This window comes from Eubacterium limosum, from assembly GCF_000807675.2.
In the GTDB taxonomy this organism is placed as follows: Bacteria; Bacillota; Clostridia; order Eubacteriales; family Eubacteriaceae; genus Eubacterium; species Eubacterium limosum.
The window spans coordinates 348,917-371,332 of sequence record NZ_CP019962.1 but is presented as its reverse complement, the minus strand read 5'-3'; the positions used below and the strand labels follow the sequence as shown (position 1 = coordinate 371,332).

Sequence of the window (22,416 nt, the reverse complement as noted above, 5' to 3'; positions counted from 1 at the left end):
TCATGGCCAGGCATAGCGTGACAGAAAACAATGGCTCTGCCGATAGATGGAGAGGAAATGAATACGAGAAATGAAGCATTGCTGGATAAAGTACCTGGCGCGGTACTCCAGTGTAAAAATAATGAGAGCTATGAGATCCTGGCGGTAAACCAGTGCTTTCTCGATATGTTTGGGTATTCCAGGGAGGCCCTCATGGAGAAAGTACAGAACCAGTTCGCAAAAATGCTCTGTGAGCATGAAAGATCCCCCTTTTATCAGGAACAGGAGGCCGCGCAGGATCTGATCGGAAAGATAAATTTTCAGTGCAGCGTGCGCTGCGGTGACGGCAGTTATAAATGGGTCACCGGCTGCAGCCACCTGTTCGTGGGAGAAGACGGCGAGGAGCAGATCTTCTGTGTCATGCTGGATAATGACGAGAACCGCCAGATGGTGGCAACCCTCCGGCAGAAGGCCGAGCAGGACGCCCTCACCGGGCTGTATAACCGCGAGGCCATCCAGCAGAAGATCAGCGCGTATCTGAGCCAGGAGCCTGGCAGCAGCGCGTTGTTTCTCATAGATACCGATAATTTTAAGCAGGTCAACGACAATATGGGGCATCTTTTCGGCGACGCGGTTCTGACAGAAATGGCCATTGGCATGAAAAAGCTGGTGCGCCAGTCCGATGTGGTGGGGCGCATCGGCGGGGATGAGTTCATCATTTTTTTAAAGGACCTCACGTCCCAGGGCGTGGCAGAGGAAAAGGCGCGGCAGCTTCTGGATACGTTCCAGCATTTATTCCAGAGCGAAAAAAGGCCCATCGAGGTAACCTGCAGCATCGGGGTGGCACTGTGCCCCCAGGACGGCCAGGACTTCCAGACTCTGTACCAGAATGCCGACCGGGCCCTGTACTGGGCCAAAAGCATTGGTAAAAACAACTACAAGCTCTTTGACCAGGAGACAATGACCAGCGTCGCCGGCACTGGCTATTCCACTCTGGGCTCCGCCATCGATTCTAACCGGGAAGCTGGCGCAGAGATGGACAACCTTGCCACCTACGTGTTCCAGATCCTTTACAATGCAAAGGATCTGGACAATGCCATTCAGACCACTCTGGAAATTGTCGGAAAGCGTTTTGACGTGAGCCGGGCCTATATCTTTGAGAACAGCGAGGACGGAAGATACTGCGACAATACCTATGAGTGGTGCAACGCCGGGATCGAGCCGCAGAAAGACTATTTACAGCATTACGCCTATGAGGATTTTGGCAATTACGCTGCCCTGTTTGAGGAAAACGCCCTTTTTTACTGCCGGGACATCTACTCGCTGGTGCCAGAGCAGGTCGCACTGTTCGAGGAGCAGGGCATCCGATCCACTTTGCAGTGCGCCATACAGGATAACGGCGCCTTTTCCGGTTTCGTCGGCTTTGACGAGTGCACCGGCACCCGGATGTGGACCAAGGAGGAAATCGGTATGCTGTCGCTGATTTCTCAGCTGCTGACCGTGTTCCTGCAGAAAAAGCGTGCGGCTGAACGCGACCGTCAGCTCGCCGTCCGGCTTAACACCATTCTCGACACGCAGGACGCCTATATCTGCGCCATCCAGAGGGATAATTACGAGCTGCTCTATATCAACCATAAAACCCGGGAGCTGGACCCAGGCGCGGTGCCTGGACAGGCCTGCTACGAGGCCTTTTTCCACAGAGACAGCCCCTGTGAGCGCTGCCCTCTCCGGGGAAATGTTGACGAGGTCTATAATCCCAGGTACCAGATGTGGACAAGGGTAAGGTGCTCGCCCATAAAATGGGGCGACCACGACGCGTATCTCCTGACCTGCTTTGACATTACAGAGTATAAAAAGATGTGAAAACAGCAAAGAACCCTGATGAAAAATCAGGGTTCTTTTTAGGATAACAAACTAAAAACAGAAAAGGGCTTGGAGCTTTATCAGTGCATGAGCCCAGCTACTCTCAACGGCATCACAGCCACTGCGCGGCCCAGGCGGCAAGCTCGCTGCCGGGCGTATTGGCCGCAAACCGTTTTCCGCTTTCGACTTTTGCGCCTGGGGCCAGAGCCTCCAGATTTTTGCCGGAGCTGCCAATGGGACTGCCGCCAGACGTAGCAAAGGGAACGACTGTCTTTCCTGAAAAATCATAGTCCTCCATGAACGTGTCGATAATGGAGGGCTCACGGTACCACCACACCGGAAATCCAACGAACACCACATCATACGCCCCCATATCTGCCACCCGTGAACGGATTGCCGGACGGCTGCTTCTGTCGTTCATCTCAACAGAGCTTCGGCTTTTGGCGTTCTGCCAGTTGAGGTCTGCGCTTGTGTAGGGCGTTTCCGGCTGGATCTCAAACAAATCCGCCTTGATTTCCTGCGCCAGTTTTTCGGCCACAGTCTTTGTCACACCGCTTGCGCTGAAATATGCAACGAATACTTTACTCATTTAAAAAATCCTCCTTGTATGTTTTGATTGACTTGTTTCTTATAATCGACTCAAGTTAATGATACAACTTGAAGTTAACTTTAAGTCAAGCGTTAATTAAAAATTTTTTCAAAGAGGTCTGTGAGGCTTCCTATTTCTGCGATTGGCTATCGCCATACAGGATGGCGCCTTACGCCTGGGTAAAAAATATCTGGAGCTCCTCTGGCGTTTTATCCATGAGCGCGTCAACGGCCTCCGGCGCCGCCAGCTTGGTGGCGATATTGGCTAAGATGTCCAGGTGGTCATCGCCCGCTCCTGCAATGCCGATCACGACCTTCACAGTGACGTCGCCCCAGGGAGTGCCGTCTGGGAAGAGCTGGACAGACAGGCCGGTTCGCTTGATTTTAGCCTTTGCCTCCTCAACGCCGTGGGGGATGGCGATACCGTTTCCGATATGGGTCGCGAAGGATTCCTCGCGCTTGATCATGGCCGGGATGTAGTCTGCGTCCACGCAGCCGCTGTCCACAAGCATCTGGCCGGCCCGGCGGATCACAGCCTCCTTGTCATCGGGGGCGCAGCCGGTCTGAATGCTGTTAAGGGGCAGGATTTCGGAGGCGTTATGGGCCGCTTTGGTCTCAGGACAGATGCTGGCCGCTTCGCGGTCGGCTGGGGTGTCAATCTGGGACAGGCGTGCGGCCAGCACATCGTACTCTGGCGCGTTCATGAAGTTGGTGATCAGCACAAGCTCTGCCTGAGGGGCACTGTGAGCGGCCCTTTCGCGCAGGTCCTGATGGGTCACGACAATCTGGGCGTGGGACGGAATATCGGAGACAGAGGCGTGCTCTACGCAGATGTCGTCTCGGCCGGCCGCATTCAGCTTCTTGCTGAGAACCGTGGCGCCCATGGCTGAGGAGCCCATACCCGCGTCACAGGCAAAAACGATGTGGCGGATGGCAGAAACGTCGGTATCCGGGCTCAGGACTGGGGCGGTCTCGCCCTTGGCGGCGGCTTTCATGGCGTCCTTTTTGGCGATGGCGTCCTCGAGGTTTTCGTCTTTGCCAAAGATTTTGAGCAGTGGCAGGGCAATGGCAAAGGAGACGACCGCTGCCACGGCCACACCGGCCAGCACGCCCAGGTAGCCGCCGCTTTTGGGAACCATGGCCATAATGGCGAGAATGGAACCCGGTGAGGCCGGGCCGACCAGGCCAGCGCCCAGCAGGTTAAAGGTAAAGACACCCGCAGCGCCGCCGCCCATGACCGCCAGAAGCAGGACGGGGTTCATGAGCACATAGGGAAAATAAATCTCGTGGATACCGCCAAAGAAATGGATGATAATGGCGCCCGGCGCCGTATCCCTGGCGCTGCCCTTCCCGGCGAGGCAGTAGGCCAGCAGAATACCAAGACCAGGACCCGGGTTGGATTCCATGAGAAAAAAGATGGATTTTCCGGCTTCCTGAACCTGCTGTAAACCGAGTGGGGTCAGAATACCGTGGTTGATGGCGTTGTTCAGGAACAGCACCTTGGCCGGTTCGATAAAGAGACTGGCAAGGGGCAGGATGCTGTGGTTCACAAAGAACTGGACGCCGGCAGCCATAGCGCCAGTGGCAGCCAGCATGGCCGGCGCAAAGACATAGTAGGACAGAATGGCGAGGATGCCGCCGAGAATGCCAACCGAGAAATTGTTGATCAGCATCTCAAACCCGGCCTTGATGTGCCCTTCGACCAGGGCGTCAAATTTTTTAATGACCCAGCCGGCAAAGGGCCCCATAATCATGGCGCCTAAAAACATCGGCACATCCGTGGCGACAACGACACCCATCGTGGCAATGGCAGCCATAACGCCGCCGCGGGAGCCGCCTGTGAGCTTACCGCCTGTGTAGGCAATGAGCAGCGGCAGCAGATACTGGCTCATGGGGTCCACCAGCTGTGCAAGCTGTTCGTTGGGCAGCCACCCGGTTTTGATAAAGAGGGCAGCGATCAGCCCCCAGGCGATAAAGGCGCCGATATTGGGCATAACCATGCTGCTTAAAAAACGGCCGAAAACCTGAACTTTCTCTTTCATGATACTTCTCCTTCAAAATTTACAAAATCATTTAAAAACGGTGTCGGCTCGGTGATGTCAGCGGCTCTGTGCGCTCAGGCTTCGGCGCAGATGCCGAAATGTCTGAAAAGGATGGCCTCAGCGTCGTCATTCCACAATCCGTTATGGGCGTCGCAGCAGTCTGCCAGCTTTTTAAACAGCGGATCTGTTTCCCCCAGTTTAGCAAAATCTTCAATGGCCGTCAAAGGCATATCAAACTGAGTGTAGGTGAGCTTTTTGCCGCCCGGAATTTTGGGCAGCCCCAGAGTCGCCTCCGCGATGCTGTCAATGCCGCCGATGTGGGTGACCATCACCGACGGGTCAATGACGCCTCTGGCGGCCAGAGCGTTGGCCTCGATGAGGTCATTGTTGTCGCCACCGGTGGTGCCCATGATGTGGCTGCTGGTGTAATGGACGTTGTACAGGTTAATATCGGCCATAAAGTCCTTGTTGGTGGGGCCAGCAAAGAAGTTCATGCAGCCGTCAAAGGCCAGCAGCCGGTCGCCCAGCTCAGCGACCTGACGGATCGGCGCGTACACAAAAACATCGTCGTAGCCGTGTCCCTCCGAGATGGCCATCAGGCCATCGTAAGCGTCCTCCAGAGCTGCGGTATTCACATAGACCAGCTCGATGCCCTTCTGCGCTGCGCTTTCCGGTGAGATCACCGCTCTGGCCCGTTCGATGCGGGCATCGTCGATGTCAGTCACCACAATGCGTTTTGGCTTGTTCTCAAAGTTGAGGCCGTATTCCACTGCGCCCAGCCCCATAGGCCCGCAGCCGCCCATGATGAGAATATTGCCGCCTGCCTTGGTGCCCATGGCATGGCTGTGGTCGCGCTTGTTGGTGTGGTAGTTTGAGTGGTACCCGCCGATAATGCAGCTCATGGGCTCGCCCAGAGACGCCTTGTAAAAGCTTTTTCCCTCATAGGGCATCAGGCAGCCCAGCTCCATGACCTCGTGCGGCATAATGCAGTAGGTGGTGGCGCCGCCGCACCATTCGTAGGAGTAGCCCGGAGAATCAAGCTTTCCCTTGTAGTTCAGGGCTGGCTGCTGCGCGAATTTCTGGCCCGGCTTAAACTGATCCTTCCATTTTTCACCAACCTTTACAATTACACCGGCAAACTCATGGCCGATGATGACCGGGTTAGTGTCCACGTTCTGCGGGCAGCGCTTATGGGCCTTGCCCTGGTCCACCAGCTTGTAGGTCGACATGCAGATGCTGTCGCTCATGACCTTAACCAGAATTTCATCCTCCCGGATCTCTGGCAATTCAAATTCCTCCAGCCGTAAATCATCTTTTCCGTAAAGACGGACTGCTTTCGCTTTCATGTTTATACCTCACTTCTTTAAAATCACAATAATTCGCTATAAAAATAAACTTATTTCACAACTTATCCAAAGTATAACATTGCGATTTATTGTTGTCAAGCGAAAAATCAAAATAAATCACATTTATTTAGTTGTGATTGGTTGGAAAAATGTGATAAAATAGTAAAAAAGAAAAGGGAGGCACACTTATGAGCAAATCACTGACAGCAGACCGGCGGAACCGCATTGCCCAGATTCTCATGAAGGAAGGCAGCATCAAGGTTGGGAACCTGTCCGAGCGCTTTGGCGTCTCTACCGAAACCATCCGAAAGGATATCATCTATCTGGAGGAGGAGGGCATTGCGACCAAGAGCCACGGCGGCGCCATCGCGAAAAGTGACTTTGTGGAGCGCCCGCTCAATGTTAAGGAATCCGAGCACGCTGACGCCAAGGCCGCCATCGCCACAGCCGCCATCCGGCTTATCCAGCCCGGGGCCGCTGTAATACTGGACACGGGAAGCACCACTGGCGCCATCGCCAGACAACTGCTCCTGAAGGAAGGGCTGACCATTTTCACCAACTCGGTGACCATTGCAGCCATGCTGGCAGAATCTGACAATGCGGTATACCTGTTTGGCGGTTTGGTGCGCAGCAGCAGTAAAGCCGCGGTTGGCGACTGGGCCACCAGCGCGCTGGCGGCCGTGCACGCCGACATTGCGTTTCTGGGCTCTGACGGCTTCAAGGGACTGGCAGGCCCGTCCACGCTGTCCTACGAGGAGGCCGAGTTCAAGAAAAAGGTCATCGCTGCCAGCACAGCCACCTACACGGTGTGTGACAGCAGCAAATGCCAGAGCGCCGGGCTGTTTGCCTACGCCGGCTGGAAGGACGTGACCGGGCTGATCATCGACCAGAACATACAGGAAAGCGCCGCGGAGGACATTTCCAGAGAGACAAAGCTGATCCTGGCAAAGAACTGACTCCGGCGGTCTGCATTTGATTTCAGAAGTCCCCAGCGGACATTCATAAAAAAGGCGGTATATTCGATGAACTATAAGATTATTTATTTTGAGGGCGAGGGCTTCACCTCGCTGGCAGATTTTAAAAAGGCCTGCATTCTCGACATTGACCGTGTGCCCACCATCATTGCCTATGACAAGGGGCAGCGGCTTGAGCTGCGGGATATCCGCAGCGTTGCCACAGAGGAGCTGAAGGATTTTGGTACCCTGCTCAAGATCACGACAGACCACCAGACCGTTTACGCGGCAGTGGTGATCGTCAGCTTTAAAGGCGGCCTGGCCGTGGCCCACAACGTCAAAACCGCCAACCTGAAGGTCCAGCTCGAAAAGCTGGCCGGCCTGGACGATTCGGTGGAGCGCTACGGGTATTATGAGGTCCGGAAGAAGTAAGGTGTAAAATTTTTAAAAAGAAGTAAGATGGTTTGTTAATCATAACTTAAACAAGTGAAATGTGCTTATACGCCTCTGACTGAGGGTTTTATGCCTGAACAGAGCAGGAGTTGCCTGCTCTGTTTTATCCTTTAAAGAAATTTAATGAAGACTTTTTTCGACAAGTCTGTTGACAAGAGGCGTAATCATTACAGACACAGTGTATACAGCGGTTAATGAAGTGGGGATGCTCTGGAGCCAGGATGCCATAAAATCTTTTGAAAAACCAAGATTTAAAGCGGTTAAGCAAAATGACAGAATGAGCACCAGAATTATTGTGACAGGAATATTTGAAATCAGAATAAAAATAAAACTGTTTGGTTTTATTTTTAGTTTTAGGGCCAGATCACAACCCCATTTAGCGATTGGTAAGATCGAAGAAACAATAAAACTAATTAAAAATGCTTCGATAAAAGTTATAAATATCGGTATCCATAAAAATGCGCCGGTGTTAATTCGGGTCATGATGATAGAAAGTGCCGCAGAAACTAATAAACAAAAATAGAAGCAGGTAATAGTCCCTCTGTGTTTTTGTGTGAACATCGAAAAATCCTTTTATTAAAGGCCCTGGCATATTTATATGTCAAGGCCTTTGAATTTTTAACGCATAAGCAGCTGTAAAATCATAGCTGTTATTAATCCGTCGGCCTGCGGCTCTGGCATTTGCTGTAGCAGCTCTTTCTTTAAAGTCTCAAACGTATCCATTAATTGATAATTTTCCATTTTTTCCTCCTAATATTTTCCGTTTTCGTGTACATACTGGCAGACAGCCTTTAAATTTTCAGGCTTTGCGTCTTCAAGAGAAAGAAGATTCATATCAGTGGAGAAGACATAGTTGCCACCGGGAGCGTATAAATCCAGACATTCTTTAGCTTTGTCAATGCATTCCTGTTCTGTGCCGAGACGCAGCAGGGACAGTGGCATTCCGCCCCAGATACAGAATTTATTTCCAATGGATGCTTTTATATGTTTGAGGTCTCCACCTTCAAACAAACCGATAATATCTGCATCTGGAAGTCCTTGAAGAATACTGAGATAAGGCGTCCAGTCATTTTCCATAAAGAAGAAAATACGATACCCGCGCTTGACGGCAACCTCTTCCACAAATTTGTACATAAATGGGAAATAAAATTTTTCAAAGTCTTTAGGTTTGAGGAAGGTGGGTAAGTGAAGCGGTGAGAAAACAACGCCGCGTTTGTCCGCGACGGGATAGGAACCGAGGGTCATCTCGAGTGCAGGCTCAAAAATTGCGTCGCAGGCTGCTAAAAATTCTTCGGGATGTCTGCGGAGATCCAATGAAACACCGACAAAATCTCGTAAAAAATCAAGAATCATGTCAGGTGTGAGGAAGCCAACACCTTTGGCGAGAACCGGAAGGCCAAGTTCATTTTCGATTCGACTGTCAACCTGTCCGTTGAACTGCAAAAATTCCATAAAATCGCCGAAGGCTTTGCGAAGGCGGTCTAAGTTTTTTTCTGGGTCCTCCTTTAAAATAGGGTATTTTCTGGGCGCAATGACGTTTGCGAAAAAGGCAAGTGGATTTTTTACAAGCTCAGGGTATTCAGACGGGTCCATTGTTGCACCCTCGCTGCCCTTTGTGACAAAGCCTTTATCGGTCAATGTATAGATGCCCTCGCCAAAGTTGGACATCATTTTCAGCGGAATCAGGTTGCCGTTTTCAAGAATGCCATCTAAATAGATCGTTTCATTGATTTTTTTATAGGCGTTGAATAGAGTGTTAGGATTTTTGACATAGGCGTCCTCAAGATTGGCTCCACCATAGAAAGCGGCCCAGGTTTCCATAATTGGCAGGACGGGGACACGGTCAGCTGTTCCCTTTTCGATGGTTTTATTCAGCCGATCCAGTTTTTCCAGATATACAGGATTTTGATTTTCCATTTTGATCTCCCTTATAAATTAAACTAGCAGACTGCAGATCTGCATTTATTGACACGTGTCGATTAATATAAAAACATTATAGAATATTTTTCGACGCATGTCAATAAAAATATTTTTGTTTGCAATTCACATGTGAATTCGTTAAGATTAAGAGAACAGATAGAGAGAGGTTAATTATGGCAAATAACGAAGCAGGAATTGCGACGAAACAGAAGATTATATACTACTCAAAGTTACTTTTTTATAAAAATGGGTTTAACAAAACAACACTGAAAAATATCTGCGAAGCAGCGGAGATCCCGAGAACGAATCTTTTTCACTATTTTAAGGATAAGACTGACATTGCGAGCTTTTTGACCAATGATATCAATAACCGTTTTTATGGATGCGTAAATCAGGAGATTGAGGCACGGCATTACGGTGGAGATTTGATTCAAAAGGGATGTACGTGTATTGCGGCTTTTTTTCTGTCCGTGATGTCTGATCCAAAGCTGAATCGTTTTTTTTCTGAGATTTACCTCAACCATACGGGGGTTATTCCTGGAAATGACTTTTATTTAAGTGTTTTCAGGACCCTGTATAAAGCGGCAAAAAAAAACCCGGAGACTTTGGAGTTTAAACTTTTTTATATTACAAATACTGCCTGCCAGGGAGAGTTTTTACGTCAGTTTATGTCAGGGGAACTAAATGCCCCAAGCACGGAATGCGTTTCTTATTTCTTAAACCAGCTGCTTATCGGACTGTCTGTGCCGGAAGAGGATAAATCGATTATTGCGGAGACCGCTATTCGCTTAAGTGGACAATTAAAAACTTCTTTTTTAGAAGTTTTTTGGACAGAGCCTGATTTGAAAATGGAATAAAAGTATGGTTGTTTAAAGGCATTGAGCCCTTAAAGACTCAATCCAGCCTTAGGATAAAATGTTATAATTAAAGAAAACAATCCAAACGAAAGAGGAAAAGACATGAAGGAAACCATTCGCGTCGCTTTTTTTGACATTGACGGCACGCTGGCCAGCCACAAGGTGGAGAGCAGCAATTTTCTGGACCGGGTGCCGGCCTCGGCGCGCCGGGCCCTGCACGCGCTCAGGGAGAACGGCATACAGCCCGTCATTGTGACTGGCCGTGAGCCCAGTGTGATCCGCCAATTTGTGGCGGATCTGGAGATGGACACCTACATTGCGGCCAACGGACTGAGCCTGACCCACGGCGGCGTGGAGGTCTGGCGGCAGCTCCTTGCGCCGGAGGTGGTCGCAGCGCTGCTGCGTGAGCTCAGGGAAGTCCGTGATGTGGGGGTTGTGCTGGAGAGCACTGCCGGCAACGTGCTGTGCTGGAATGAAAGCCCCTACGCAGTCGATTATGACGTGAGCATTGAGGGAGCCCTCGAACGGGCCTGCGAGTACGGTGTGTATCAGCTTGCCATCATCGGCGACGGGCTGAAGGGCCGTGTACGGACAGCGCAGGAGGGACTGAAAGCGCGGGTGGTAGCGCCGCTGGTGCTGGACATTCTCCCGGAGGCGGTGTCCAAAGCGTCTGCCATCGAGCGGATGCTCGGCCTGTTGGGATTTGACCGCTCACAGGCCATTGCCTTTGGCGATGAGGAGAATGATCTGGAGATGTTCGGCGCGGTGGACTACACAGTGGCGATGGGGAACGCCATCGACGCGCTGAAGCAGACCGCCACCTACGTGACCGACAGTGTGGACGAGGACGGTATCTACAACGCCTGTTGTCATTTCGGCCTGATCTAGTGTCAAAAAAAGGTAAAAGCCCTTTCGGGCTTTGGGTAGGAATCTCAAAGATACAGGCGGTTTGAGCAGAGGATTGCCTGTTTTTGAGATGAGCAAAATTGGCAATTAAATACGATGATTCCTGTTTCTTTGGAGAATAGATTCGGATGCCGTTATGGATAGAACATAGAGTTAGGCGTGGGCAGCAGATTGGGGAAATCACCTGCCCACGATCAAACAGAGGAGTACTGTTTCGGTTTATGAAAAAAACCATCCGAAAAAGGTAAAAAAACTTTATCAGGATATTTTCTTGATCGCATCATATTTAATTGGATTAATAGTATAATAATTGCCTGTATTTGTCAACGATAAAACTGTAATTGATTACGAATTTAAAACCAAAAAGCCTTTCTTTTTGTGTCCAAAACAGGCCAGACTTTGTTTGATAAATGTTTATCAAACTAAAATGGCGTCAGGGGTGTGTTTTTCGCTTGTAAAAATATAAAAAGGAATGCTGAACCGGCCCTCAATTTAAGGGAATCCCGGCGAAAAATAGAGGGTTTTTATGAATAATAAAGCTATTTTCAGACTTAAAAAGTTATCTTTAATCGCGCAATCAGAATAATAAGGCTATACTTATTGAACGATTTTAGAAAAAAGCGGTGCTTTTTGTTGCCTTTTTTACAAAGCAGCAAGGGCGGCCTGAAATGGAGTTTTGTAAAATAAGCAAAAAAACGGCATTAAAAACAAATTTTTTCCAGTTTATAGGCAATTTACTTTAAGAGTGTTTATTAATTCGTATAAAATGTGCTATAATGAAAGCAAAAAATAACTAAAAATACTTTATATCTGCGCGGTGGCGCGTGCCCGGCGCGGCGGAGAGGGATGGTGAGCCCCATAAAGAAAATTAAATATGTTCTGACTGTTTTTTTATGCCTTCTGATGGGTCTGGCCGGTGCGGGCTGCGGCGGTTCGGAGGCCTCGGGAAGCGGCACCTACACGCTGCCGGAGCTGGTGATTCCAGCCTATTCCGGCGCGGACACCTCGAGCTGTGATGTGGGCGGCTTTGACACCACCGGCGCGGACAGCGGCTATGTGATGGCGAGCTACACGGGGGACGTGCCGGCCAAGCTTCAGGTGGTCAAGGACGGCGTGAAATACAATTACGATATACCCGCCACAGGCGAGTACACGATTTTCCCGCTTCAGATGGGAAACGGTACCTATTCCATACGGCTGCTGGTGAGCGTGGGTGATAACCGCTACACGGCTGTGCTGGAGGAGGATGTGGACGCTTCGGTCGCAAGTGAGTTCGCGCCCTTTGTGGTGCCGAACCAGATTGTGGACTACAACGCGGGCAGTGCCTGTGTGGCCTTTGCCAGAGAGCAGGCTGCCGGCATGAGCTCGGACGCGGACGTGGTCAAGGCGGTCTACGCCTACATTAAGGACCATGTGACCTATGACGTCGCCAAGGCTCAGTCGCCGCCGGTGGGTTACATTCCCTCAGTGGACGACACTTTTTCAACCAATACGGGCATCTGCTTTGATTACGCGTCGCTGGCGGCAGCCATGCTGCGGTCCTGCGGCATCCCGACCAAGGTGGAGACGGGCTACATATCGCCTTCGGGCATCTACCATGCCTGGAACGAGGTCTACGTGAAGGACTCGGGCTGGATTGAAGTGGGCTTTAAGATTGACGCGAATACCTGGACGCTGCTGGACCTGACCTTTGCGGCAGGCTCCTCGAAAAGCGATCTGTCAGGTTTTATCGGCGACGGCAATGAGAATACCTATGAAACGCAATATACCTATTAGGGAGGTACAGAATGGGAAGAGTAAGTAAGAAGCAGGCCATGAGCTCTGCGGAGCTGTCCGCGCTGTTTACCAGCATGTCGATGGTGCTGGATTCGGGGGTCACTGTGAACGACTGCCTGTCAATGATGGTACAGGACGCGGAGGACAGCCGCTTTAAGCGTGTTCTGGAATCGGTCGAGAAAAATTTGCTGGAGGAATACTTCCTTTATAAAGCAATGGAAAAAACCGGCGGCTTTCCGGAATACGCACTGGGTATGATCGAGGTCGGCGAGACCTCCGGCCGCCTGGCAGAGGTGCTCGCCTCTCTGGGCGATTACTATCTGCAGGAGGACGGCATCAAGAAACAGGCCAAGAGCGCGGTTCTGAGCCCGCTTTTACTCATCGCCATGATGGCAGTAGTCGTGCTGTTTCTGGTGTACGCCATTATGCCGGTGTTCAAGGATGTGTTCCGCCAGCTGGGTGTGGACCTGAGCGGCGCCTCGGGCAACGCGCTGGCGTTCCAGGCTGGCAATGTCATTATGATTGTGGTGGGCGTTGTGCTTGTGCTGCTGTTAGGCTGTGTGCTGTTCTATGTGTTCAGCCCGGCGGGCAAGCGGTTCTTTAACGGACTGGCAGAGCGCTTTGTGGCCACGCGGGATATCTTTTACCGGCTGGACGCGGCCCGCTTCATGGGGGCGCTGTCGATCTTCATGACCAGCGGTATTGCCATGGAGCAGGCTCTGGGCCTGGCCAGGCAGACGGTGTCGAGCCAGGCCTTTGGCGAGAAGATCGACGCCTGCCGGGCTTCGGTGGAGCAGGGCGAGCCCTTTGAGGAAGCGGTGTTAAAAACCGGGCTGCTCAAGGGCGTTTACGCCAAGGTGCTCATGGGCGGCAGCAAAAGCGGTTCTCTGGACCGGGCGGCCGCGCACATTTCAAAAATTTATTTTGAGGAGGCCCAGGATAAGATCGACGGGCTGATCGCAGTCATCGAACCGGCGCTGGTCTCGCTTTTGTCCATTGCCATCGGCGCCATTCTGGTCGCAATTCTGCTGCCGCTCATCGGTATTATGTCTAATATCGGCTGATGGGCAGCGCTGTGAAAAGAGGGAATTTTAATGGAAACGAAAAAGAATAAAATACATTTTCTGCCCTCAGTCATCATCTTTGCGGTCATCGTGCTTCTGGTGTGGCTGCTGTTCAGCCGGGCGTCTGCCAGCATGGATACAGACGGCGGACAGACGCTGGAGACAGCCCTTGAAAACTCTGCGGTACTGTGCTATTCCCTGGAGGGCTTTTATCCGCCGAGCTTAGACTACCTGGCCAATAACTACGGCGTGGTGGTGGATCGGGAGCACTACATTGTCCACTATGATGTCTTTGCGTCCAATATGATGCCAGACATCCGCGTTGTGCCGAAATAGGAAAGGAGCGGGAAATGTTTCATAACAAACAAAACGAGAGCATGCTGTCAACCTTTGTCCTGCCTATTTCACTGGTCTGCCTTTTTGCTTTGTCGGCTCTGGTGCTCACCTTTCTCGGCTCTGGCAATTACAAGCATATCAAGGCCAACTACGACGATACCTCCGAGGCGACAGTGGCGGTCTCCTACCTGAGCACCAAGGTGCGCCAGAATAACCGGGAAAACGCCATTATAGTGGTTCATACAGCGGACGGCGACCGCCTGGAAATACTGGAGCACATCGGGGAAAAGGCGTACCGGACCGTCATCTACTGTCAGGACGGCGCCCTGTATGAGAGCACCTTTACAGACGGACAGCCAGGCGGCCTCGAAGCCAACGCCATGCGCGTCGCGGATCTGAACGCCCTGCGTGTGCGCGCGGAGGGAAGCAGGCTCCTGAATTTTGAGGTGACGGGCAAGGACGGCGCGGTATACACTTTTTCGCAGAGCGTGGTCGGAGCGGACAGCCAGGAAGCAGGTGATGCACAGTGAAACAGCGTTTCAGATCATCGGGCTTTTTTGTGGAGCTTATTATCACCATTGTCTTTTTTGCCATTGCCTGCTGTATCATTGTGCAGCTCTTTGCAAAGGCCGGACTCATGAGCAGCGAGGCGTTTGACAAGCGGGGCGCGGCAGCCCAGTGCCAGACGCTGTGCGAGACCATCAAGGGAACCGGCAGCCTGGACAGTGTGCTGGAGGACGGCTGCTATGAAAAATCCGGCAGCAGTGTCCGGATTTTCTACGACAGGGACTGGAAAATGACGACGAGGGACGCCGCGGTGTTCAGTGTCACTGTGAGCACGGAGGCTGTGGCCCAGACCGCGGGGAGTCTTGAGAAAATGCGTTTTGAAGCCCTCAAGGGCACAACGCCGCTCTACACCATGTCCGGCGCCCAGTATTTTGAAGAACCAGCGGAGGTGCAGTGATGCGTAAAAACAAGCAGGGCATGAGCGTGGGCGTCGTGTCGCTCATTATGATTTTTGTGGTCTTTCTGCTGGTGAGTCTGGCGGTCCTGAGCCTGACCACCGCGTCGGCCAACGCGCGCATGGCAGACAAATCCCTGTCCATGCAGAGCGCCTACTATGAAGCTGACGCCAGAGCCCAGGAAACCCTGGCCCAGGTAGACGGCGTGCTGAGGAGTGGCGGCGCAGACCCAGGCGCCCTCGAAGCTCTGGGGCGGGGCATCGTTTATGACCCGGAAACGGGTGTGATCGCTTTTGATACGGAGATCAGCAGCACCGCCACCCTGAAAAGCGAGCTGCGTGTCGAGGGAAACAGCGTGTCGGTGACCCGGTGGCAGACCGTAACGGACGGCGAGTGGCAGACGGACAGCGACACTAAGAATTTATGGAAGGGAGGGGCTTCGTAAATGGAATTACTGGATTATCTGGAAGAGTCGGTGGCCCGGAAGGCATCGGATGTTTTCATCATCACCAATTTTCCCTGCTCCTACCGCATCGACGGCAAGATCGTCAGGGGTGAGGGCGAGGTGTTCACACCCCAGGAGACCGAGCGCCTGATCCGTGAGATCTACGACCTGACCGGCGGCCGCTCCATTGAGAAATTTGAGGAAAACGGCGACGATGACTTCTCCTTTGCCCTGAAGGGCATCGGCCGTTTCAGAGCCAATGTGTACCGCCAGCGCGGGACGCTGGCAGCCGTGATCCGGGTGGTATCCTTTGGGCTGCCAGACCCGGCGTCGCTGTCGATTCCGCAGACAGTGCTTGAGCTCAGCAAGAAGAAAAACGGACTGGTGCTGGTGACCGGGCCTGCGGGCAGCGGAAAATCCACGACGCTGGCCTGCATCATCGATAAGATCAACCATGAGAAGAGCGGGCACATCGTGACAATGGAGGACCCCATCGAGTACATCCACCGCCACAACCAGTGCATTGTAACCCAGCGTGAAATCCCTCACGATTCCCAGAGCTATGTGACGGCCTTAAAGGCAGTGCTACGCCAGTCGCCGGACGTCATTCTCCTGGGTGAGCTCAGAGACCTTGAAACCATTGAGATCGCCATGACGGCAGCTGAGACTGGCCAGCTGGTCTTCTCGACCCTGCACACCACCGGCACCGCCAACACCATCGACCGGATCATTGACGTGTTTTCTGCGAACCAGCAGCACCAGATACGCACCCAGCTGTCCATGATTCTGCAGGCAGTGGTGTCCCAGCAGCTGGTGCCCACAGTGGACGGCAGCCTGACGCCGGCCTTTGAGATCATGCTGGTCACGCCGGCCATCCGCAATATGATAAGAGACGGCAAGGTGCACCAGATCGACTCGGCCATTTTCTCAGGCACCAAGGACGGCATGTGCACAATGGATACCAGCCTTCTGGAGCTGTACCGCCAGGGCCGTATCACCGAACAGACAGCCCTCATGTACAGCCAGAACCACGAATCGCTGGCCCAGAAGCTTAAGGCGGCCAAATAAAAAACTTTACTTTTCTGCCTGGGTTCGGTACAATATATATGAATGATCATTCATATGAAAGGAAGAATCCATGATTGATAAAAACGGCATTGAGCGCTGTGATTTTGCCCACGCGCATGAAGATATTGTAAGAAACGTCATGGACCGGATGCCCGACGAGGAGACCTTATACGACCTTGCGGAGCTGTTCAAGGTTTTTGGGGACTCCACGCGGGTCAAGATTCTCTGTGTCCTCTTTGAGGCTGAGATGTGTGTCTGTGACATCGCCGAGCTTCTGAGCATGAGCCAGTCCGCCATCTCCCACCAGCTCCGGGTGCTCAAGCAGTCCAAGCTGGTCAAGAACCGGCGGGAGGGAAAAACGATTTTCTATTCGCTGGCCGACGAGCACGTCCGCGCGATTTTTAACCAGGGAATGGAGCATATAATGGAATGAGGGTACGGTCTGGAACAGGCCGTACCTCTTTTTAATGGGGAAGCGTGGGGGGTATACCCGGCGTGCCGGCGGCCTTTTGCCTGGGTAAAATCTTTTTGAAAAAAATCGGAAATATTTTCTTGACAAATCCTGTAAAAAAAGCTAAAATAAGTATCGTGCTCAGAACGGAGTACACTGTAGGGGTGTCGCCAAGCGGTAAGGCAATGGACTCTGACTCCATCATTCGCAGGTTCGAATCCTGCCACCCTTGCCATTTTGTTTTATCGGATCAGCAATGCTGGTCTTTTTTCTTTTTTTGCACACCCGTGTCAACATTTGGCCGTGAGAAATATTGGAACAGGCTTTTCTTTTCGCGTGATCAGGCGTATAATATTGCCATTCTATGGAGACGGAAAGGCTGTGGCTCCAGACCAGCTGTTATCCGGCTCTGACTGGGGGTGAGCGAAAGAAATGGGCAGATGTAAGATCAGCTTAAAGCTGGTCTTTTTTTTATGGTCAGGAAAGCGTATAATAAGGGTATTATGAAAATCAGGAGAGAGAACAATGAACACTTTAAACAAAGCGCTGGCCGACAAGCTGGACAGCCTGAGGGATGTGATCCGGGGCTATGAGAAGCCGTGTATCGCCTTTTCCGGCGGCGTGGACAGCACTTTGCTGCTCCGGGTGGCTGTGGAAACACGGGGCGCGGCAGCGGTGCCCATGACGGTTAACGGCAGCATGATGCCGCGGTCTGAGTTCGGAGACGCTAAAGCGCTGGCCCAGAGCATGGGCGTCTCGCTGTGTGTGCTGGACGTGGACGTGTTTTCAGTGCCCGAATTCGTGGAAAACGGGCCAAAACGCTGCTATTACTGCAAAAAGAATATCTTTACCCAGATCAAGGGCCACGCCCAGGAGCTGGGCTGCGACGTTATTTTTGACGGCTCCAATCTGGACGACCTGGACGATTACCGTCCAGGCCTGCTGGCGCTGGAGGAAATGATGGTGGTGAGCCCTTTTATAAAGGCAGGACTCACCAAGCAGGATATCCGCGACCTGTCCGCCTTTTACGGGCTGTCTACAGCCGACAAGCCTGCCATGGCCTGCCTGGCGACCCGTATCCCGGGAGGCGAGCCGATCACGCGGAAAAAGCTGCTGATGGTGGAGCAGGGCGAGGAATGCCTGAAGGTGCTTGGCCTTCGCCAGTACCGGCTGCGCTATATCGGAAGCATGGCGAAGATCGAGTGCGCAGAGGAAGATTTTGAGCTGCTCATGGAAAGGCGGCAGGAGCTGGTGAGCAATCTGAAAGCCATTGGCTTCAAGACCGTTACCCTTGACCTTTCGGGGTACCAGTGCGGCAGTATGAATGAGGTGAAAAAATGAACGCAGAACAACTGAAAGCCCTGCTGACGCAGGTTAAAAACGACGATACGAGCGTCGAGGATGCTCTGGAGCAGCTCAAGGAGCTGCCCTACCACGACCTTGAGTACGCCAAGGTCGATTACCACAGGGAGCTGCGCAACGGTTTTCCTGAGGTTATCTACAGCCCGGGCAAGAGCCTTGACCAGATCCGCGGCATTGTGACGGATATGCTGGCCCGCACCACCGGCAATATTCTGGCCTCCCGCGCCAGCGAGGAAGTCTATGAGGTCATCCGCGAGCTGACGCCGGACGCGGTCTATTATAAAGAAGCCCGGTCAGTGGTGGTGAAGCGTGAGCCCTACCGCGTATCGGAGGGCACCATTGCGGTGGTGTCCGCAGGGACGTCGGATATTCCGGTGGCAGAGGAGGCCGCTGTGACGGCTGAAGTCATGGGAAACCAGGTGAAGCGCCTGTACGACGTGGGTGTGGCTGGGATACACCGGCTCCTTGACAACGTGGACGTCATCAACCATGCCCGGGTCATCATCGTGGTGGCCGGCATGGAGGGCGCTCTGGCCAGCGTGGTAGGCGGCCTGACCGATAAACCAGTGGTCGCAGTGCCCACCAGCATCGGCTACGGCGCCAATTTTGGCGGCGTTTCAGCCCTTCTGGGCATGCTGACCTCCTGTGCCGGAGGCATCGGTGTGGTCAATATCGACAACGGCTTTGGAGCGGCCTGTCTGGCTTCAAAAATCAATCAACTGCAGTAGGAGGGACCATGAAAGTATTATATTTTGACTGTTTTGCAGGCATCAGCGGCGATATGACGCTGGGCGCCTTTCTGGACATCGGCGCAGACCCCGCGCATCTGGAGCGCGAGCTGGCTAAGCTTGGCGTGCCGGGCTTTCATCTTGAGATCGAGAAAACCCAGAAGCGTGGCATCACCGGGACAAAGTGCCACGTGGTCATGGACCGCCATGAGCATGCCCACCGCCATTTTAGCGACATTGTCGGCATCATTGAGGGCAGCGGTCTGGACGAGGCGGTTAAGAAAACAGCCATCGCCATCTTCCGGCGTGTGGCCGAGGCCGAGGGCAAGGTCCACGGAGTGCCCATGGAGCAGGTGCACTTCCACGAGGTGGGCGCAGTGGATTCCATTGTCGATATTGTGGGCGCGGCCATCTGCTTCCACGACATTGCGCCTGACGTGGTGTACGGCTCGGCAGTGAACGCGGGGCAGGGCTTTGTGAAGTGCGCTCACGGCCTGCTGCCAGTGCCGGCGCCCGCCACAGCGGAGATCATCGGAAAAACCGATTTTCCCATCTACGCAAAGGGGGTGGACGGAGAGTCCGCCACGCCGACGGGTATGGCGATCCTCGCAGAGCTGGCCAGCTATTCGGCAGGCTTTCCGCAGATGGCAGTGGACACCATCGGCTATGGCTTTGGCGACCGTGAGTTTGAAATCCTGAATGGCCTGCGCCTTTTTGTGGGCCATACCGATTCGGAGGACTGCGGTATCCTGGTCATGGAGACCAACATTGACGATATGACCGGCGAGACAGCCGGCTATGTGCTGGAGGGCCTCTTTGAGCAGGGCGTGCGCGACGCTTTTTACACGCCCATTTATATGAAGAAAAACCGGCCGGCCGTCAAGCTGACCGTGATCTGCGACGCCGAAAAGGCAGAGACAATCACCCGCTATATCTTCGCCCAGACCAGCAGCATCGGCCTGCGCAAATATAAGGTCGACCGCGCGGTCATGAACCGGGAGATCGAGACTGTGGACACGCCCTTTGGCCCGGTCCGGGTCAAGGTGTGCACCTACGGCGGCATTGTCAAGCGCAGCCCGGAATATGAGGATCTGAAGCGCATTGCCGGTGAAACAGGAAAATCCTTTATGGAAATCGAGGCCGCTGTTTATAAATATCTCTAAAAGGGTAAAATTAAACTGAATTTAAAGAACTCTGTGTTATAATGAAAGTACAGCAAACGGCAGAAAAAGGCAGTGATTTATAAAGCGTATCGTGATTAAAAAACATTGTCTTTTTCAGGATTTCCAAATGTAAAGGAGAATTAAAATGGCAAGTTTTAACTTAGGCGAAGAGCTGAGAAAAGTACTGTTGGCGGGCGTAGGCGCAGTGGCGACCACTGCTGAAAAATCTCAGGAGCTCATCAACCAGCTGGTTGAAAAAGGCGAGCTGACTGTGGAACAGGGCAAGGTCATGAACGAAGAGCTGAAACGCAACATCCGGGACAAGGTCAAGGAAAACGTGACCGTTGTCGTCAAGGATGACGAGCCGTCTGTGGACAAGGTCGTTGAAACCATGGACAAAATGAGCCCGGAAGAATTACAGGCCATCAAGGATAAGCTGGCCCGAATGGAGCGTGAAGATGCAGAAGACGCAGAGGTCAAAGACGCAGAATAATCCATTAAACCATGAAAATGAACCCTCAGGCGCCCACGACACCAAGGAATACAACAGACAGCGCCTGAGGGAAATCATGGCGATATTGGCCAAATACGATATTGTCAAAGGCATTACACCTGTCAAGCTGCGGCTCATCATCGAGGATCTGGGCCCGACCTTTGTCAAGCTTGGACAGGTGCTTTCCATGCGCCAGGACATCCTTCCGGCTGAGTACTGTCATGAACTGACAAAGCTCAGAACCGAGGTGCGTCCCATGGATTTTGAAGAAGTGGTGACGGTCATCGAGGAGGAGTATGGAAAGCCCCTGAACGAGATCTTTACCTTTCTGGACCGGACGCCTCTGGGCTCGGCCTCCATCGCGCAGGTGCACCAGGCAGAGCTGAAGGATGGCAGCTCCGTGGTGGTCAAGGTGCAGCGCCCCGGCATCAAGGACACCATGGCGCGGGACATCGCGCTGCTGGAAAGGGCAGCCACACTGCTCAAGATCGCCGGAGGCACCGGGAACGCCATTGACTTTAAGATGGTGCTGGACGAGATGTGGTTCACAGCCCAGCAGGAAATGGATTTTTTGATCGAGGCCCATAACGCCGACGAGTTCTACGAGCTTAATAAGGACATCGTCTACGTGACCAGCCCCATCATCTACCATAAGCACACCACCTCCAAGGTGCTGGTGATGGAGTACATCGCCGGCGAGGAGATTGACCAGACCGACCGGCTCAAAGAGCTGGGCTACGACCTGGATGAGATTGCCCTCAAGCTTTCGGAAAACTATATCAAGCAGGTCATCGACGACGGTTTTTTCCACGCCGACCCGCACCCGGGCAATATCCGCATCCGTGACGGACAGATTGTCTGGATCGACCTGGGGATGATGGGAACCCTTTCCTCAAAGGACAAGGATCTGTTTAAGCAGGCTGTGGAGGCCATGGCCACTGGCGACGTGGACGGCATGAAGAACGTGGTGCTGTCCCTTGGCGTGCACACCGGACGAATCAACCACGCCAAGCTGTATTCAGACATTGACAACATGATGGACGAGTACGGCACCATGGATCTGGGTACCATGAACATCGGTACCATGATGGAGGATCTGCTCCAGCTGGCCAACAACCATCATATCGCCATGCCAAAGGGCGTAACCATGCTGGCCCGCGGCTCGCTGACCATCGAGGGTGTGCTGAGCATGCTGGCGCCGGAGACCAATGTGGTGCAGATCATGATCAACCATATGTCCGCCGAGCGCCTTGAGAACCTGGACCCTAAACGGGAAGCGCTGGAGCTGGGACGCGAGCTCTATGGCGCGGCCAAGAGCACCCTGAGCCTGCCCGGCCAGGCCCTGGATCTGCTGCGCATGACGGTCAAGGGACAAACAAAGATCAATCTTGAGATCACCGGCTCCGAGGAGCCGCTGAACACCATTGACCAGATGGTCAACAAGATTGTGAAGTGCATCATCGCCGCTGCGCTGCTTATCGGCTCCAGCTTTATCAGCACCACCAACATGGAGCCAAAGCTGCTGGGCATACCGGCTCTGGGCACCATTGGCTATATTGTGGCCCTGATTTTGGGCGCGAATCTGATTTACAGCATTCATAAAAAGAAAAAAGAGATTAATAAGTGAGGCAGGGCCTGTTTTTGACCCTGCCTCATTTTGG

The 22,416-nt window shown here is 52.8% G+C and carries 24 protein-coding genes and 1 tRNA gene; 19 read left to right on the top strand and 6 right to left on the bottom strand.

The annotated features are described in order from the left end of the window. Positions 1-57 precede the first annotated feature (57 nt). Positions 58-1,842 (top strand): diguanylate cyclase domain-containing protein, encoded by a 1,785-nt coding sequence (locus B2M23_RS01710; RefSeq protein ID WP_110060260.1) that lies wholly within the window; start codon positions 58-60, stop codon positions 1,840-1,842. 112 nt (positions 1,843-1,954) lie between these two features. Here the strand turns inward: B2M23_RS01710 and B2M23_RS01705 are convergent, their stop codons facing one another. From B2M23_RS01705 to B2M23_RS01695, 3 genes are all read right to left on the bottom strand, one after another. Then, positions 1,955-2,431: a flavodoxin gene (locus B2M23_RS01705; RefSeq protein ID WP_013378765.1), complete on the bottom strand. Its 477-nt coding sequence runs from the start codon at positions 2,429-2,431 to the stop codon at positions 1,955-1,957. A gap of 169 nt (positions 2,432-2,600) precedes the next feature. Next, positions 2,601-4,472, bottom strand: coding sequence for a PTS mannitol transporter subunit IICBA (locus tag B2M23_RS01700; protein WP_038351038.1), 1,872 nt, complete (start codon positions 4,470-4,472; stop codon positions 2,601-2,603). Positions 4,473-4,546: 74 nt separating this feature from the next. Next, the gene (locus tag B2M23_RS01695) at positions 4,547-5,818 is read right to left on the bottom strand and encodes a zinc-binding dehydrogenase (RefSeq protein ID WP_038351037.1); all 1,272 of its coding nucleotides are present in this window, start codon (positions 5,816-5,818) and stop codon (positions 4,547-4,549) included. Between the two features lie 188 nt (positions 5,819-6,006). On the opposite strand from B2M23_RS01695, the gene B2M23_RS01690 reads away from it, so the two are divergent. Then, positions 6,007-6,774 (top strand): DeoR/GlpR family DNA-binding transcription regulator, encoded by a 768-nt coding sequence (locus B2M23_RS01690; RefSeq protein WP_038351036.1) that lies wholly within the window; start codon positions 6,007-6,009, stop codon positions 6,772-6,774. A gap of 66 nt (positions 6,775-6,840) precedes the next feature. Beyond that, positions 6,841-7,203: a hypothetical protein gene (locus B2M23_RS01685; RefSeq protein WP_038351035.1), complete on the top strand. Its 363-nt coding sequence runs from the start codon at positions 6,841-6,843 to the stop codon at positions 7,201-7,203. A 141-nt stretch (positions 7,204-7,344) separates the two neighbouring features. On the opposite strand, the gene B2M23_RS21770 is transcribed toward B2M23_RS01685, so the two are convergent. From B2M23_RS21770 to B2M23_RS01675, 3 genes are all read right to left on the bottom strand, one after another. Then, positions 7,345-7,707, bottom strand: coding sequence for a DUF2798 domain-containing protein (locus B2M23_RS21770; protein WP_227209221.1), 363 nt, complete (start codon positions 7,705-7,707; stop codon positions 7,345-7,347). 135 nt (positions 7,708-7,842) lie between these two features. Further along, a complete protein-coding gene (locus B2M23_RS21635; protein WP_264474239.1) occupies positions 7,843-7,965 on the bottom strand; it encodes a hypothetical protein in 123 nt (40 codons plus the stop codon). A gap of 9 nt (positions 7,966-7,974) precedes the next feature. Continuing rightward, on the bottom strand, positions 7,975-9,141 hold the full coding sequence (locus B2M23_RS01675; protein WP_052237079.1) for a uroporphyrinogen decarboxylase family protein: 1,167 nt from the start codon (positions 9,139-9,141) through the stop codon (positions 7,975-7,977). 176 nt (positions 9,142-9,317) lie between these two features. Between B2M23_RS01675 and B2M23_RS01670 the strand changes: the two genes are divergently transcribed. The 16 genes from B2M23_RS01670 (at position 9,318) to B2M23_RS01595 (ending at position 22,382) form a co-directional block, all read left to right on the top strand. Then, the gene (locus B2M23_RS01670) at positions 9,318-10,001 is read left to right on the top strand and encodes a TetR/AcrR family transcriptional regulator (RefSeq protein ID WP_038351033.1); all 684 of its coding nucleotides are present in this window, start codon (positions 9,318-9,320) and stop codon (positions 9,999-10,001) included. A gap of 102 nt (positions 10,002-10,103) precedes the next feature. Further along, entirely contained in the window at positions 10,104-10,889 is a 786-nt protein-coding gene (locus B2M23_RS01665) for an HAD-IIB family hydrolase (protein WP_038351032.1), read from the top strand. Positions 10,890-11,753: 864 nt separating this feature from the next. Beyond that, a complete protein-coding gene (locus tag B2M23_RS01660) occupies positions 11,754-12,683 on the top strand; it encodes a transglutaminase-like domain-containing protein (protein WP_038351031.1) in 930 nt (309 codons plus the stop codon). Positions 12,684-12,694: 11 nt separating this feature from the next. Next, positions 12,695-13,747: a type II secretion system F family protein gene (locus B2M23_RS01655; protein WP_038351030.1), complete on the top strand. Its 1,053-nt coding sequence runs from the start codon at positions 12,695-12,697 to the stop codon at positions 13,745-13,747. 30 nt (positions 13,748-13,777) lie between these two features. After that, positions 13,778-14,083: a hypothetical protein gene (locus B2M23_RS01650; protein WP_038351029.1), complete on the top strand. Its 306-nt coding sequence runs from the start codon at positions 13,778-13,780 to the stop codon at positions 14,081-14,083. A gap of 14 nt (positions 14,084-14,097) precedes the next feature. Continuing rightward, positions 14,098-14,613 (top strand): DUF4860 domain-containing protein, encoded by a 516-nt coding sequence (locus B2M23_RS01645; RefSeq protein WP_038351028.1) that lies wholly within the window; start codon positions 14,098-14,100, stop codon positions 14,611-14,613. After that, positions 14,610-15,047, top strand: a complete 438-nt coding sequence (locus B2M23_RS01640; protein WP_038351027.1) for a hypothetical protein — start codon at positions 14,610-14,612, stop codon at positions 15,045-15,047. The genes B2M23_RS01645 and B2M23_RS01640 overlap by 4 nt, the downstream gene beginning before the upstream one ends. Beyond that, a complete protein-coding gene (locus B2M23_RS01635) occupies positions 15,047-15,490 on the top strand; it encodes a hypothetical protein (RefSeq protein ID WP_052237078.1) in 444 nt (147 codons plus the stop codon). The genes B2M23_RS01640 and B2M23_RS01635 overlap by 1 nt, the downstream gene beginning before the upstream one ends. Beyond that, positions 15,491-16,558, top strand: a complete 1,068-nt coding sequence (locus B2M23_RS01630; protein WP_038351026.1) for a type IV pilus twitching motility protein PilT — start codon at positions 15,491-15,493, stop codon at positions 16,556-16,558. 70 nt (positions 16,559-16,628) lie between these two features. Then, on the top strand, positions 16,629-16,991 hold the full coding sequence (locus B2M23_RS01625) for an ArsR/SmtB family transcription factor (RefSeq protein ID WP_038351025.1): 363 nt from the start codon (positions 16,629-16,631) through the stop codon (positions 16,989-16,991). Between the two features lie 178 nt (positions 16,992-17,169). After that, positions 17,170-17,244 (top strand) — tRNA-Gln (locus tag B2M23_RS01620). 290 nt (positions 17,245-17,534) lie between these two features. Beyond that, positions 17,535-18,350 (top strand): ATP-dependent sacrificial sulfur transferase LarE, encoded by an 816-nt coding sequence (gene larE / locus B2M23_RS01615; RefSeq protein ID WP_038351023.1) that lies wholly within the window; start codon positions 17,535-17,537, stop codon positions 18,348-18,350. Continuing rightward, positions 18,347-19,099 carry a nickel pincer cofactor biosynthesis protein LarB gene (larB, locus tag B2M23_RS01610; RefSeq protein ID WP_038351022.1) on the top strand — a complete coding sequence of 251 codons (753 nt, stop codon included), beginning with the start codon at positions 18,347-18,349 and terminating at the stop codon, positions 19,097-19,099. The genes larE and larB overlap by 4 nt, the downstream gene beginning before the upstream one ends. 8 nt (positions 19,100-19,107) lie before the next feature. Continuing rightward, a complete protein-coding gene (gene larC, locus B2M23_RS01605) occupies positions 19,108-20,262 on the top strand; it encodes a nickel pincer cofactor biosynthesis protein LarC (protein ID WP_038351021.1) in 1,155 nt (384 codons plus the stop codon). 145 nt (positions 20,263-20,407) lie between these two features. Continuing rightward, the gene (locus tag B2M23_RS01600; protein ID WP_038351020.1) at positions 20,408-20,755 is read left to right on the top strand and encodes a phasin family protein; all 348 of its coding nucleotides are present in this window, start codon (positions 20,408-20,410) and stop codon (positions 20,753-20,755) included. Continuing rightward, positions 20,721-22,382, top strand: a complete 1,662-nt coding sequence (locus tag B2M23_RS01595; protein ID WP_038351019.1) for an ABC1 kinase family protein — start codon at positions 20,721-20,723, stop codon at positions 22,380-22,382. Before B2M23_RS01600 ends, B2M23_RS01595 begins: the two co-directional genes overlap by 35 nt. Positions 22,383-22,416: the final 34 nt, after the last annotated feature.

Coding starts and splice junctions, on each gene's coding strand:
- B2M23_RS01675 (WP_052237079.1), bottom strand. CDS start 9,141: ATGGAAAATCAAAATCCTGTATATCTGGAAAAACTGGATCGGCTGAAT.
- B2M23_RS01665 (WP_038351032.1), top strand. CDS start 10,104: ATGAAGGAAACCATTCGCGTCGCTTTTTTTGACATTGACGGCACGCTG.
- B2M23_RS01625 (WP_038351025.1), top strand. CDS start 16,629: ATGATTGATAAAAACGGCATTGAGCGCTGTGATTTTGCCCACGCGCAT.
- B2M23_RS01710 (WP_110060260.1), top strand. CDS start 58: ATGAATACGAGAAATGAAGCATTGCTGGATAAAGTACCTGGCGCGGTA.
- B2M23_RS01690 (WP_038351036.1), top strand. CDS start 6,007: ATGAGCAAATCACTGACAGCAGACCGGCGGAACCGCATTGCCCAGATT.
- B2M23_RS01655 (WP_038351030.1), top strand. CDS start 12,695: ATGGGAAGAGTAAGTAAGAAGCAGGCCATGAGCTCTGCGGAGCTGTCC.
- B2M23_RS21770 (WP_227209221.1), bottom strand. CDS start 7,707: ATGACCCGAATTAACACCGGCGCATTTTTATGGATACCGATATTTATA.
- B2M23_RS01600 (WP_038351020.1), top strand. CDS start 20,408: ATGGCAAGTTTTAACTTAGGCGAAGAGCTGAGAAAAGTACTGTTGGCG.
- B2M23_RS01660 (WP_038351031.1), top strand. CDS start 11,754: ATGGTGAGCCCCATAAAGAAAATTAAATATGTTCTGACTGTTTTTTTA.
- B2M23_RS01630 (WP_038351026.1), top strand. CDS start 15,491: ATGGAATTACTGGATTATCTGGAAGAGTCGGTGGCCCGGAAGGCATCG.
- B2M23_RS01595 (WP_038351019.1), top strand. CDS start 20,721: ATGCAGAAGACGCAGAGGTCAAAGACGCAGAATAATCCATTAAACCAT.
- B2M23_RS21635 (WP_264474239.1), bottom strand. CDS start 7,965: ATGGAAAATTATCAATTAATGGATACGTTTGAGACTTTAAAGAAAGAG.
- B2M23_RS01705 (WP_013378765.1), bottom strand. CDS start 2,431: ATGAGTAAAGTATTCGTTGCATATTTCAGCGCAAGCGGTGTGACAAAG.
- larB (WP_038351022.1), top strand. CDS start 18,347: ATGAACGCAGAACAACTGAAAGCCCTGCTGACGCAGGTTAAAAACGAC.
- B2M23_RS01645 (WP_038351028.1), top strand. CDS start 14,098: ATGTTTCATAACAAACAAAACGAGAGCATGCTGTCAACCTTTGTCCTG.
- B2M23_RS01700 (WP_038351038.1), bottom strand. CDS start 4,472: ATGAAAGAGAAAGTTCAGGTTTTCGGCCGTTTTTTAAGCAGCATGGTT.
- B2M23_RS01670 (WP_038351033.1), top strand. CDS start 9,318: ATGGCAAATAACGAAGCAGGAATTGCGACGAAACAGAAGATTATATAC.
- larC (WP_038351021.1), top strand. CDS start 19,108: ATGAAAGTATTATATTTTGACTGTTTTGCAGGCATCAGCGGCGATATG.
- B2M23_RS01685 (WP_038351035.1), top strand. CDS start 6,841: ATGAACTATAAGATTATTTATTTTGAGGGCGAGGGCTTCACCTCGCTG.
- B2M23_RS01695 (WP_038351037.1), bottom strand. CDS start 5,818: ATGAAAGCGAAAGCAGTCCGTCTTTACGGAAAAGATGATTTACGGCTG.
- larE (WP_038351023.1), top strand. CDS start 17,535: ATGAACACTTTAAACAAAGCGCTGGCCGACAAGCTGGACAGCCTGAGG.
- B2M23_RS01650 (WP_038351029.1), top strand. CDS start 13,778: ATGGAAACGAAAAAGAATAAAATACATTTTCTGCCCTCAGTCATCATC.
- B2M23_RS01635 (WP_052237078.1), top strand. CDS start 15,047: ATGCGTAAAAACAAGCAGGGCATGAGCGTGGGCGTCGTGTCGCTCATT.